Origin of the sequence: Kitasatospora sp. NPDC101801 (assembly GCF_044766665.1) — a bacterium.
Lineage (GTDB): Bacteria > Actinomycetota > Actinomycetes > Streptomycetales > Streptomycetaceae > Kitasatospora.
In genome coordinates this window covers 312,222-325,146 of the sequence record NZ_JBIWML010000002.1, presented here as the reverse complement: position 1 = coordinate 325,146, position 12,925 = coordinate 312,222, and the positions used below count along the sequence as shown (strand labels likewise).

The following is a 12,925-nucleotide window of genomic DNA, read 5'->3' as shown; positions in this document are numbered from 1 at the left end:
TCCTCAGCGGCCGAGCTCGGCGGAGATCCGGCCGAGCTGCTCCAGCCGCCGCTCCAGCGACGGGTGGGTGGACATCAGTTGGCTCGCGGCCTCCCGGGCGCTCAGCGCCGGGGCGAAGTAGAAGGCGTTGTACGGCTGCGCCCGGCGCAGGTCCTCGCTCGGGATGGCGGCGATCTGGCCGGTCACCTTGGTCAGCGCCGAGGCCAGCGCGCTGGGCCGCCCGGTGAGCTGGGCGGCGGCCCGGTCGGCAGCCAGCTCGCGGTAGCGGGACAGCAGCCGGGTGAGCAGGAAGCTCGCCGCGTAGACCACCATGCTGACCAGCGGGACCAGGATCATCGCCAGCGCGGCGTTGCTGTCGTTGCTGCGGCCGCGCCCGTTCATCAGGCCGCCGTACAGCGCGATCCGGGTGATCACCCCGGCCAGCACGCCGAGGAAGCCGGCGATGGTCATCACCGCCACGTCCCGGTGCGCCACGTGCGAGAGCTCGTGCGCGAGCACGCCCTCCAGCTCCTCCGGCTCCAGCCGCCGGAGCAGTCCGGTGGTGACGCAGACCACGGCGCGCTCGGGGTTGCGGCCGGTGGCGAAGGCGTTCGGCATGTCGGTGTCGGTCACCGCGACCCGGGGCTTGGGCATGTCGGCCAGCGCGCACAACCGGTCGATGGTGCCGTGCAGTTGCGGGTACTCCTCGGGCGTCACCTCGCGGGCGCCCATCGCCCGCTGGGTGATCCGGTCGCTGAACCAGAACTGGGCCACGAACAGTCCGCCGGAGATCAGCACGATCAGCGGCCAGGCCCCCCGGAGCAGCACTATCAGCAGCCCGGTGAAGCCGACGTAGAGCAGTCCGATCAGGAACATCGTGGTGACCATCCGACCGGTCAGCCCGCGGTCGGGTGCGAAGCGGGAGTGCTGACCTGACGACATGGCTGCTCCTTATGTCCGGATCTGTCGCTTTCGATGCTGCCACTTGCCGGGAGCATTCGACGGGCGGCGCGGGTGGGACAGGGAGAAGGATCACCAGGCGGTGCCGTTCCTGCCGCCGGGGTCGGGCCTTACACTGGCAGGTACTGTCCTGGCACTCTGCCCAGCTGAGTGCCAGGGGACGGGTCAGGTCGGGACGGAAGCGAAGACGGAGGTGCGTGGCCATGTACAGCGAGCGGCCGTTGGACGACCGCAAGCTCGCGGTGCTGCGCGCGATCGTCCAGGACTACGTCGGCACCGAGGAGCCGGTCGGCTCCAAGGCCCTGGTGGAGCGGCACAACCTCGGCGTCTCCCCGGCCACCGTGCGCAACGACATGGCGGCCCTGGAGGAGGACGGCTACATCCACCAGCCGCACACCAGCGCCGGCCGGATCCCCACCGACAAGGGGTACCGGCTGTTCGTGGACCGGCTGGCCGAGGTCAAGCCGATGACCGCCCCCGAGCGCCGGGCGATCCGGCACTTCCTGGACGGCGCGGTGGACCTGGACGACACGGTGGCCCGTACGGTCCGGCTGCTCGCGCAGCTGACCCGGCAGGTCGCGGTGGTCCAGTACCCCTCGCTGTCCCGCTCGACGGTGCGTCACGTCGAGCTGGTGGCACTGGCCCCGGCCAAGGTGATGCTGGTCCTGATCACCAACACCGGCCGGGTCGAGCAGCGGATGGTCGACTGCCCCGGGGCGGTCGGCGAGACGGTGCTGGCCGACTTGCGGGCCAAGCTCAACACCGAGGCGGTCGGCCGGCCGCTGCCCGAGGTGCCCGGTCTGCTGGAGGACCTGCCGGCGGCTTTCGAGCCCGCCGACCGGCCCACCGTCAGCACCGTGCTGGCCACCCTCTTCGAGACGCTGGCCGAGCAGAACGAGGAGCGGATCATGCTGGCCGGTACGGCCAACCTGACCCGCTTCGGCCACGACTTCCCGCTCACCATCCAGCCGGTGCTGGAGGCCCTGGAGGAGCAGGTCGTCCTGCTCCGTCTCCTGGGTGAGACGGCGGACGCGGGGATGACGGTCCGGATCGGCCACGAGAACGCCTACGAGGGGCTCAATTCCACCTCCGTGGTCTCGGTCGGCTACGGTTCGGGCGATCAGAGTGTCGCGAAGCTGGGCGTGATCGGACCGACCCGGATGGACTACCCGGGCACAATGGGGGCGGTGCGAGCGGTGGCACGGTACGTGGGTCAGATCCTGGCCGAGTCCTAACAGAGCACTGTCAGACCAGTCGCAGCACTTCTAGAGGCGGAACAAGCGGAGCATTTGGTGGCCACGGACTACTACGCGGTACTCGGCGTCCGACGGGATGCGGGGCAGGACGAGATCAAGAAGGCGTTCCGGCGCCTTGCCCGCGAACTGCACCCGGACGTCAACCCGGACCCCAAGACGCAGGAGCGGTTCAAGGAGATCAACGCCGCTTACGAGGTGCTCTCGGACCCGGCCAAGCGCCAGGTCTACGACCTCGGTGGCGACCCGCTGTCGCCCAACGGCGGCGGTGCGGGCGGCTTCGGCGCGGGCGCGGCGGGCTTCGGCTTCTCCGACATCATGGACGCGTTCTTCGGCGCGGCCTCCGGCCAGCGCGGGCCGCGCTCGCGCACCCGGCGCGGCCAGGACGCGATGATCCGGCTGGAGATCACCCTGGAGGAGGCCGCGTTCGGCACCACCAAGGAACTCCAGGTGGACACCGCCGTCACCTGCACCACCTGCTCCGGCGAGGGCGCGGCCCCCGGCACCTCGGCGCAGACCTGTGACATGTGTCGCGGCAAGGGCGAGGTCTCCCAGGTCACCCGGTCCTTCCTGGGCCAGGTCATGACCTCGCGGCCGTGCCCGCAGTGCCAGGGCTTCGGCACCGTGGTCCCGACCCCGTGCCCCGAGTGCGCGGGCGACGGCCGGGTCCGGGCCCGCCGCACCCTGACGGTGAAGATCCCGGCCGGTGTCGACAACGGCACCCGGATCCAGCTCGCGGGCGAGGGCGAGGTCGGCCCCGGCGGCGGCCCCGCCGGCGACCTGTACGTCGAGATCGCCGAGACCAGCCACCCGACCTTCCAGCGGCGCGGGGACGACCTGCACTGCACGGTCACCATCCCGATGACGGCCGCCTCGCTCGGCACCCAGGTGCCGCTGCAGACCCTGGACGGTCTGGAGGAGGTCGACATCCGGCCCGGCACCCAGTCCGGCCAGTCGATCCCGCTGCACGGCCGGGGCATCACGCACCTGCGCGGCGGCGGCCGGGGCGACCTGATAGTGCATGTCGAGGTGCAGACCCCCACCAAGCTCGACCCCGAGCAGGAGGACCTGCTCCGCCGCCTCGCGGTGCTGCGCGGTGAGGAGCGGCCTTCGGGGACGTTCGCACCGGGCCAGCAGGGTCTGTTCTCCCGGCTGAAGGACGCGTTCAACGGCCGCTGAGCCGGATCCAGGTACCAGGCTTCGAGGTAAGGCACGCGCATGACCGCCCCCGTGTTCGTCGTGGACACCGACCGTCTCGCCGGGATCGCCCCCGGCGGGGTGGTCCGGCTGGACGGCCCCGAGGGGCGGCATGCCGCCGCCGTGAAGCGCCTGGAGCCCGGGGAGGCGCTCACCCTCGCCGACGGCCTCGGCCTCGGCGTCGAGGGCACCGTGGCGGCCGTGCACGGCAAGGACGCGCTGGACGTCACCGTGCTGGGCGTCCGTCAGGAGCCCGCGCCCACCCCCCGGATCGTGGTGGTCCAGGCCCTGCCGAAGGGCGACCGCGGCGAGCTCGCGGTGGAGACCATGACCGAGGTCGGGGTCGACGTGGTGATCCCCTGGGCCGCCTCCCGCTGCATCACCCAGTGGAAGGGCGACCGGGGCGCCAAGGCCCTCGCCAAGTGGCGGGCCACCGCCCGGGAGGCGGGCAAGCAGTCCCGCCGGCTGCGGTTCCCCGAGGTCCGCGAGCCGATGACGACGCGTCAGCTGGCCCCGCTGCTGGCCTCGGCGGCATTCGCCGCCGTCCTGCACGAGGAGGGCTCCGCCCCGCTCGCCACCGCCGTGCTCCCCGCGAGCGGTGACCTGGTCCTGATCGTCGGCCCCGAGGGCGGCGTCTCCCCGGACGAACTCGCCACCTTCGCCGAAGCCGGCGCCGCCCCGTACCGGCTCGGCCCCTCCGTCCTCCGCACCTCCACAGCGGGCGTGGCGGCAGGCGCCCTCCTCCTCGGCCGCACCGGCCGCTGGACCTGACCTTCCGCAGGCGCTCAGCCCGCTACGGAGTCAGGGGCTCGGGGCTGTGCTGATGTGGGCGCCGCCGACTTTTTGGCAGGTGGTCAGCCCGCTACGGAGTCAGGGGCTCGGGGAACTGCGACGCCGGCCTCGGAAAAGGTCACCGTTGCGTGGGTGGTCAGGCACTTTCGCAGTGACCCGAGCGCCAGATCTCCTCGCAGTTCCCCGAGCCCCTGGGTAGTCGACCGCTGAGCGCCTGCCTACGGCGCAGCCCCCGGGCCCCTGGGTAGTGCAAGTGGACGCCCTGCCTACGGCGCAGCCCCCGGGCCCCTGGGTGGTGCAAGTGGACGCCCTGCCAGTGGCGCAGCCCCCGGGCCCCTGGGTGGTCGACCGCCGAGCGTCTGCCGAAGGTGCAGCCCCGAGCCCTGGGATAGTGCAACTAACCCGTGTGCGGAAGTGCCCGGGCTGCATAGAGTGACGCAGTGACGACCTCTGCGAGCGCGTATCTGCGCCATCCCCACCTGCACGGCGACCTGGTGACCTTCGTCGCCGAGGACGACATCTGGCTCGCGCCGCTGGGCGGTGGTCGGGCCTGGCGGCTGACCGCCGATCAGGTGCCGGTCGGGCACCCCAGGTTCGCGCCGGACGGCCGGCACGTCGCCTGGACCTCGACCCGGGACGGTGCGCCGGAGATCCACGTCGCGCCCACCGACGGTGGGCAGGCCCGCCGGCTGACGTACTGGGGTGCGCCGCGCACCCGGCTGCGGGGCTGGACCAAGGACGGCCGCCCGGTCGCGGTGTCCAGCGCCGGACAGGCGACCCCGCGCCGCAGCTGGGCGTTCGCGATCCCGCTGGACGGCGGCGAGCCGACCAGGCTGCCGTACGGACCGATCGGCGGCCTGGCGCAGGAGCCGGACGGCGACCGGACCCTGCTGCTGGCCCCGCTGACCACCGAGCCCGCGTACTGGAAGCGCTACCGGGGCGGCACGGCGGGCAAGTTGTGGATCGGTGAGCACGAGTTCGAACGGGTGCACGCCGGGCTGGACGGCAACATCGACTCGCCGCTCTGGGTCGGTGGCCGGATCGCCTTCCTCTCCGACCACGAGGGCGTCGGGCAGCTGTACTCCAGCCTGCCGGACGGCACCGACCTGCGGCGGCACAGCGACGGCGAGTTCTACGCCAGGAACGCCACCACCGACGGCACCCGGATCGTCTGGCACAGCGCGGGTGACCTGTGGATCCTGGACGACCTGGCGGACGCCGAGCCGCGTCGCCTGGAGATCCTGCTCGCGGGCCCCCGGACGGGCCGTCAGCCCCGGCCGACCTCGGCCACCGGGCAGTTGGAGACCGTCTCTCCGGACCGGACCGGCCGGGCCAGCGCGGTGGTGGTGCGCGGCAGCGTGCACTGGCTGACCCACAAGGAGGGCCCGGCCCGGGTGCTGGCCGAGACCCCCGGGGTCCGGCACCGGCTGGCCCGGATCGTGCCGGGGCAGGACGGCGAGCAGGGCGTGGTGTGGATCACCGACGCCGAGGGCGACGACGCGGTGGAGTACGCCCCCGCCGTGCTCGGCGCCGAGCGGCAGCGGTTCGCGGCCGGGCAGCTCGGCCGGGTGCTCGGCCTGGCCGTCTCGCCGGACGGCGGGACGCTGGCGCTGGCCTCGCACGACGGCCGGGTGCTGCTGCTCTCGCTGGCCGACGGCACCCTGCACCAGCTGGCCAGGAGCGGCCACGGTGAGGTCACCGGACTGGCCTTCTCGCCGGACTCGCGGCGGCTGGCCTGGTCCCAGCCGACCCTGGGCGCGGAGTCGCTGCGCCAGATCGTGCTGGCCGACCTGACGGACCGTACGGTCGCCGAGGCCACCCCGCAGCGCTTCATCGACTACTCGCCGGTCTTCACGGCGGACGGCAGGCACCTGGCCTTCCTGTCGGTGCGCAACTTCGACCCGGTCTACGACGCGCACGTCTTCGACCTGTCCTTCCCGACCGGTGCCCGGCCGTTCCTGATCACGCTGGCCGCCGACACCCCGTCACCGTTCGGCCCGCAGCGGGCCGGCCGCTCGCTCACCGGCGAGGACGAGGAGCCGAAGAAGAAGGACGAGGAGGCGGCGGAGGAGCCCACCGTCCCCGAGACCCGGGTGGACCTGGACGGGATCGCCGACCGGATCATCCCGTTCCCGGTCGAGGGCGGGCAGTTCGGCAGCCTGCGGGCGGCCAAGGACGGCGTGCTGTGGACCAGGCACCCGCTGCTCGGCATGCTCGGCGACAACGCCGCCTCACTGGAGGACGAGCACCCGCGCCCGGCGCTGGAGCGCTTCGACTTCAAGAAGCTCAAGGCCGAGCAGCTGGTCGAGGCGCTGGACGACTTCCGGGTCAGCGGCGACGGCAGCCGGATCGCGGTCCTCGACGAGGGCGGTCTGCGGATCCTCCCGGCCGACCACAAGGCCGGTGACGACGACGACCTGACGGTCGATCTGGAGCGGATCAGGGCCACCGTGGACCCGGCGGCCGAGTGGCGGCAGATGTTCGACGAGAACGGCCGCCTGATGCGGGACAACTTCTGGCGGGCCGACCTCGGCGGCTTCGACTGGGCCGGCGCGCTGGCCAGGTACCGGCCGCTGGTCGAGCGGGCCGGCACCCATGACGACCTGGTGGACGTGCTCTGGGAGACGGTCGGCGAGCTGGGCACCTCGCACGCGTACGTGATGCCGCCCGGGCGGGGCACCGAGGCGGCCCGTCGGCAGGGCCTGCTCGGCGCCGACCTGGTGCGGGACGGCGAGGTCTGGCGGGTGGCCCGGGTGCTGCCCGGCGAGTCCTCCGACCCGCGGGCCCGCTCGCCGCTGGCCGCGCCCGGTGCGGCGGTCCGGGCCGGGGACGCGGTGCTGGCCGTGAACGGCCGCCCGGTGGACCCGGTGACCGGCCCCGCGCCGCTGCTCGCGGGCACCGCCGGCCAGCCGGTCGAGCTGACCGTGGCGGCCAAGGACGGCGCGGAGCGCCACCCGGTGGTGGTGCCGCTGGCCGACGAGGAGGCGCTGCGCTACCACGACTGGGTGGCCGGACGCCGGGCCGCCGTCCGGGAGCTGTCGGCCGGCCGGCTCGGCTACCTGCACATCCCCGACATGCAGAGCGTCGGCTGGGCCCAGCTGCACCGGGACCTGCGGGTCGAGATGGCCAAGGAGGGCGTCCTGGTCGACCTCCGGGAGAACCGCGGCGGCCACACCTCGCAGCTGATCATCGAGAAGCTCAGCCGGAAGATCGTCGGCTGGGACCTCGGCCGCGACCTGGACGGCGCCGCCCCGTACCCGGCGGACGCCCCGCGCGGCCCGGTGGTCGCGCTGGCCGACGAGTTCGCGGGCTCGGACGGCGACATCGTGAACGCCGCCATCCAGGCCCTGAAGATCGGCCCGGTGGTCGGCACCCGGACCTGGGGCGGTGTGGTCGGCATCGACGGCAAGTACAGCCTGGTCGACGGCACCGGTGTCACCCAGCCCAAGTACGCCTTCTGGCTGGAGGGTTACGACTGGGGCGTGGAGAACCACGGCATCGACCCGGACGTCGAGGTGGTGATCGCCCCGCACCAGTGGGCCAACGGCGAGGACCCGCAGCTCGCCGAGGGCGTCCGGATCGCGCTGGCCGCGCTGGCCGGGACCCCGGCCCGGACCGGCCCGGAGCTGTAGCGCCGCCAGGAGGCGGCCGGGAACGTACCGCGTGCCGGTACGTGACCGGCCGCCTCCGTTAGGCTGCGGCAGGTAGTGACGATCACCGTGAAGGAGACCGAGATGGCCGGCGAGCCGCAGTCCGACTGCCTGTTCTGCAAGATCGTGGCGGGCGAGATCCCCGCGACGGTGGTCCGGAAGAGCGAGCACACGCTGGCCTTCCGGGACATCCACCCGCAGGCGCCGACCCACGTCCTGGTGATCCCGCACGCCCACTACCCGAACGCCGCCGCGCTGGCCGCCGCCGAGCCGGCGATCGCGGGCGAACTGCTCGCCGAGGCGGGCGAGGTGGCCCGCGAGGAGGGGCTGACCGACTACCGGTTGATCTTCAACACCGGGGCCGGTGCGGGCCAGACCGTCTTCCACGCGCACGTCCACCTGCTCGGCGGGAAGACGCTGCACGAGGGCCTGGTCTGATCCGGTGTCACAGCGCGAACTCGTCGTCCTCGGCACCGCCAGCCAGGTGCCCACCCGGCACCGGAACCACAACGGCTACCTGCTCCGCTGGGACGGCGAGGGCCTGCTCTTCGATCCCGGCGAGGGGACGCAGCGTCAGATGCTGCACGCCGGGGTCTCGGCCACCCAGCTGACCCGGATCGCGGTCACCCACTTCCACGGCGACCACTCGCTGGGCCTGGCGGGGGTGATCCAGCGGATCAACCTGGACCGGGTGCCGCACCCGGTGGACGCCTACTACCCGGCCAGTGGCCAGGTCTTCTTCGACCGGCTCCGGCAGGCCACCGCCTTCCACGAGACGGCCGAGCTGCGCCCGCACCCGATCGGGGCGCCCGGTCCGCTGGCCGCGCCGGGCGCCCCGTTCGAGCTGTCGGCGGTCCGGCTCTCGCACCCGGTGGACTCCTTCGGCTACCGCCTCACCGAGCCCGACTCGACCCGGCTGCTGCCCGCGCGGCTGGCCGAGTTCGGGCTGCGCGGCCCGGACGTCGGGAAGCTGCAGCGGGACGGCCGGATCGAGCTGGCCGGACGGACCGTCACGCTGGCCGAGGTGAGCGAGGTCCGCCGGGGCCAGAAGTTCGCCTTCGTGATGGACACCCGGCTCTGCCCCGGCGTCGGCGAACTGGCCGAGGGCGCCGACCTGCTGGTGATCGAGGCGACCTTCCTGGAGTCCGAGGCGCAGCTCGCCGAGGACCACGGCCACCTGACCGCGGGGCAGGCGGCCCGGGCCGCCGCCGAGGCGGGGGTGCGCACGCTGGTGCTGACCCACTTCTCGCAGCGCTACCCGGACCTGACCGGCCACCTGGCCGAGGCCCGGAAGTACTTCGACGGCGAGCTGGTGGTGGCCGAGGACCTGGCCCGGGTCCCGGTGCCGGGGCGGCTCTGAGTGAAAAGCACTCGCGTCCGGAGCACAACTCCCGGACCATCGAACTCCGTCGCCCCGGCGGCGGGCCGCGCCACCGCAACGGTCCACGGTGCGGCGTACCCTGGTGACCCCGGAGAGACCGAGCGGCACCCGAGACGGATGGGATGAGGCAGGCCACAGTGCCGACCCATGACTGAGACACCGCAGACCCGTACCAATGGACAGCCGCGTCCCGACGGGGACGCCGCCACCGCCAGGTTCACCATCCCGGCGAAGCACCCGATGGTCACCCTGCTCGGTGCGACCGACTCTCTGCTCCGGGTGATCGAGGAGGGGTTCCCGACCGCCGACATCCACGTCCGCGGCAACGACGTGACCGCCTCCGGCTCCCGGGCCGAGGTGGCCCTGATCCAGCAGCTTTTCAACGAGATGATGCTGGTGCTGCGCACCGGCCAACCCCTGACGGAGGACGCCGTGGAGCGCTCCATCGCGATGCTCAGGAGCGCCGCCGACAACCCGGACGACCCGGCACCCTCCGAGGTCTTCACCGCGAACATCCTGTCCAACCGGGGCCGGACCATCCGCCCCAAGACCCTCAACCAGCAGCGCTACGTCGACGCGATCGACAAGCACACGATCGTCTTCGGCCTCGGCCCCGCCGGTACCGGCAAGACCTACCTGGCGATGGCCAAGGCGGTCCAGGCCCTGCAGGCCAAGGAGGTCAACCGGATCATCCTGACCCGGCCGGCCGTCGAGGCGGGGGAGCGGCTGGGCTTCCTGCCCGGCACCCTCTACGAGAAGATCGACCCGTACCTGCGTCCGCTCTACGACGCGCTGCACGACATGATGGACCCGGACTCGATCCCCCGGCTGATGGCCGCGGGCACCATCGAGGTCGCCCCGCTCGCGTACATGCGCGGCCGGACCCTGAACGACGCCTTCATCATCCTGGACGAGGCGCAGAACACCTCGCCCGAGCAGATGAAGATGTTCCTCACCCGGCTGGGCTTCAACTCCCGCGTCGTGGTGACCGGTGACACCAGCCAGATCGACCTCCCGAACGGCACCCGCTCGGGGCTCAAGGTGGTCCAGGAGATCCTGACGGACGTCCCGGACATCAACTTCTCCGTGCTCACCAGCACCGACGTGGTCCGGCACAAGCTGGTCGGCCGGATCGTCGACGCCTACGAGCGCTGGGACGCCCTGCAGGAGACCGACGCACCTGCCGCACCCCGCAAGCCCGTTCAGCGGAAGGGCGCCCGTGCCCCCCGCCAGTCCCATCGCACCGAAAGCTGAGTACCGACCCCGACATGTCGATCGACATCGCGAACGAGTCCGACTGGGAGGTTGACGAGGAGTCAATCCTCGACGTCGCCCGCTACGCCCTCGACCAGATGCGGATCCACCCGCAGGCGGAGCTCTCCGTCATCCTGGTGGACAGCGCCCAGATGGAAGAACTGCACATCCAGTGGATGGACCTGCCCGGTCCGACCGACGTGATGTCCTTCCCGATGGACGAGCTGCGTCCGGGCAAGGAGGGCGAGGAGCTGCCGCAGGGTCTGCTCGGCGACATCGTGCTCTGCCCCGAGGTGGCCAAGAAGCAGGGCGAGGAAGCCCCCTCCCAGCACTCCGTGGACGACGAGCTCCAGCTGCTCACCGTCCACGGGGTGCTGCACGTCCTCGGGTACGACCACGAGGAGCCGGAGGAGAAGGAGGTCATGTTCGGCCTCCAGAAGCGGATCCTGGACGACTGGCGGGCCGGCCGCGGGCTCTCGGGGATCTCCCCGGCGCCGACCACCCACTGAGGCCCGGCCGTCTGTGAGTGGTGACAGTACGAGCTTCCTGATCGGAGCTCTCCTGCTGGTCGGCTTCGGCTGGCTGGCCGCCTGTGCCGAGGCCGGCATCTCCCGGATCTCCCGGTTCCGCGCCGAGGAGGCCGTCCGGGCCGGGCGGCGCGGGGCCGACCGGCTGCTGACCCTGGCGTCCGACCCGATCCGCTACCTCAACCTGGCCACCCTGATCCGGGTGGCCTGCGAGATGGCCGCGGCCGTCCTGGTCACCGTGGTCTGCGTGCGCACCCTGCACCAGACCTGGGAGGCCGTGCTGCTGGCGATCGGGGTGATGGTGCTGGTCTCGTTCGTCGCGGTCGGCGTCTCGCCCCGCACCATCGGCCGCCAGCACCCGCTGACCACGGTGACCGCCGCCTCCTTCGTGCTGCTGCCGCTGGCCCGGGTGCTCGGCCCGATCCCGCGGCTGCTGATCCTGCTCGGCAACGCGCTCACCCCCGGCAAGGGGTACCGCGAGGGTCCGTTCGCCTCCGAGGCCGAGCTGCGCGCGCTGGTCGACCTGGCGGAGAAGGACGACCTGATCGAGGACGAGGAGCGCCGGATGGTGCACTCGGTCTTCGAACTCGGCGACACCATCGTCCGCGAGGTGATGGTGCCGCGCACCGACCTGGTGCTGATCGAGCGTCACAAGACGGTCCGTCAGGCGCTCACCCTGGCGCTGCGCTCCGGCTTCTCGCGGATCCCGGTGGTCGGTGACAACGAGGACGACGTGGTGGGCATCGTCTACCTCAAGGACCTGGTCCGGCGCACCCACATCAACCGGGACGCCGAATCCGAGCCGGTCTCCTCGGTGCTCCGCCCGGCGGTCTTCATCCCGGACTCGAAGCCGGCCGCCGACCTGCTGCGCGAGATGCAGCAGATGCGCTCGCACGTGGCGATCGTGATCGACGAGTACGGCGGCACCGCCGGCCTGGTCACCATCGAGGACATCCTGGAGGAGATCGTCGGCGAGATCACCGACGAGTACGACCGGGAGCTCCCGCCGGTCGAGGACCTCGGCGACGGCTCGTACCGGATCACCGCCCGGCTGCTGGTGGAGGACCTCGGCGACCTGTTCGGCCTCCAGCTGGAGGACGAGGACGTGGAGACCGTGGGCGGTCTGCTCGCCAAGCACCTCGGCCGGGTGCCGATCCCCGGCTCCTCCTGCGACCTGCCGGTGCACGAGGACGCGCACACCGACCTGCTCGCGATCCGGCTCACCGCCGAGAGCGCGGCCGGCCGGCGGAACCGGATCGGCACCGTGCTGGTGGCCCCGGTCCGGGCCGGCTCGGCGCCGGAGGACGGTGACGGGCCCGAGGAGTAGCGTCGGTTCCAGGGGGACCGCGCCGCCTGGAGGCCGCGATGCCGAAGCTCAGGGACGAACTGCCGGTGGACCACCGGCTGGCCCGGGTCTACCGTTTCGGTGCCGGTCTCGGCGGGGTGTTCCTGCTGGTCTTCGGCATTCTCGGCCTGCTCGGCCGCCCGGGCTTCCTGGACACCCAGGGGGACCGGGTGGCCGGGATGAGCAGCAACGGCCTGCTCGGTCTGCTGTCGGTGCTGGTCGGCCTGGTCCTGATGGCCGGCGCGGTGATCGGCGGGAACACCGCCTCCTGGATCAACATGGTGGTCGGCACGGTCTTCGTGCTGGCCGGGTTCGTCGGGCTGGCGATCATCTCGACCGACGCCAACTTCCTCGCCTTCGGCCTGAGCAACGTGATCTTCAGCTTCGGCTTCGGGCTGGTGGTCGCCACCTTCGGCATGTACGGCCGGGTCAGCCGCCACCTCCCGCACGACAACCCGTACTGGCGCGAGCGGCACACCCGCTACGCGGCCGGCCTGCGCGGCCCGGCGGGGCCGCCGGTGGTGCTCAGGCACTGAGACCGACCGGCACATGGGGGGCGGGTGCAGGAGCGCCCGCCCCCCATGTGC

At 72.4% G+C, this 12,925-nt stretch carries 11 protein-coding genes; 10 read left to right on the top strand and 1 reads right to left on the bottom strand.

What is annotated here, in order from left to right:
• Positions 1–3: 3 nt before the first annotated feature.
• Complete coding sequence (htpX, locus tag ACIRPK_RS05715) at positions 4–921, bottom strand: zinc metalloprotease HtpX (protein ID WP_403033486.1); 918 nt, start codon at positions 919–921, stop codon at positions 4–6.
• 221 nt (positions 922–1,142) lie between these two features.
• Between htpX and hrcA the strand changes: the two genes are divergently transcribed.
• From hrcA to ACIRPK_RS05665, 10 genes are all read left to right on the top strand, one after another.
• Positions 1,143–2,174, top strand: a complete 1,032-nt coding sequence (gene hrcA / locus ACIRPK_RS05710; RefSeq protein ID WP_403033483.1) for a heat-inducible transcriptional repressor HrcA — start codon at positions 1,143–1,145, stop codon at positions 2,172–2,174.
• 57 nt (positions 2,175–2,231) lie between these two features.
• The gene (dnaJ, locus tag ACIRPK_RS05705; protein ID WP_184919616.1) at positions 2,232–3,371 is read left to right on the top strand and encodes a molecular chaperone DnaJ; all 1,140 of its coding nucleotides are present in this window, start codon (positions 2,232–2,234) and stop codon (positions 3,369–3,371) included.
• A gap of 39 nt (positions 3,372–3,410) precedes the next feature.
• Positions 3,411–4,160, top strand: coding sequence for a 16S rRNA (uracil(1498)-N(3))-methyltransferase (locus ACIRPK_RS05700; protein WP_403033480.1), 750 nt, complete (start codon positions 3,411–3,413; stop codon positions 4,158–4,160).
• A gap of 461 nt (positions 4,161–4,621) precedes the next feature.
• Positions 4,622–7,813 carry a PDZ domain-containing protein gene (locus ACIRPK_RS05695; protein ID WP_403033477.1) on the top strand — a complete coding sequence of 1,064 codons (3,192 nt, stop codon included), beginning with the start codon at positions 4,622–4,624 and terminating at the stop codon, positions 7,811–7,813.
• A gap of 102 nt (positions 7,814–7,915) precedes the next feature.
• Positions 7,916–8,269, top strand: coding sequence for a histidine triad nucleotide-binding protein (locus tag ACIRPK_RS05690; RefSeq protein WP_403033741.1), 354 nt, complete (start codon positions 7,916–7,918; stop codon positions 8,267–8,269).
• A gap of 4 nt (positions 8,270–8,273) precedes the next feature.
• On the top strand, positions 8,274–9,191 hold the full coding sequence (locus ACIRPK_RS05685) for a ribonuclease Z (RefSeq protein ID WP_403033474.1): 918 nt from the start codon (positions 8,274–8,276) through the stop codon (positions 9,189–9,191).
• Positions 9,192–9,359: 168 nt separating this feature from the next.
• The gene (locus ACIRPK_RS05680) at positions 9,360–10,466 is read left to right on the top strand and encodes a PhoH family protein (RefSeq protein WP_403033471.1); all 1,107 of its coding nucleotides are present in this window, start codon (positions 9,360–9,362) and stop codon (positions 10,464–10,466) included.
• Positions 10,467–10,480: 14 nt separating this feature from the next.
• Complete coding sequence (ybeY, locus tag ACIRPK_RS05675) at positions 10,481–10,975, top strand: rRNA maturation RNase YbeY (RefSeq protein WP_403033468.1); 495 nt, start codon at positions 10,481–10,483, stop codon at positions 10,973–10,975.
• 13 nt (positions 10,976–10,988) lie between these two features.
• Positions 10,989–12,320, top strand: a complete 1,332-nt coding sequence (locus ACIRPK_RS05670; RefSeq protein WP_403033465.1) for a hemolysin family protein — start codon at positions 10,989–10,991, stop codon at positions 12,318–12,320.
• A 38-nt stretch (positions 12,321–12,358) separates the two neighbouring features.
• Complete coding sequence (locus tag ACIRPK_RS05665) at positions 12,359–12,874, top strand: DUF4383 domain-containing protein (protein ID WP_403033462.1); 516 nt, start codon at positions 12,359–12,361, stop codon at positions 12,872–12,874.
• Positions 12,875–12,925 lie beyond the last annotated feature (51 nt).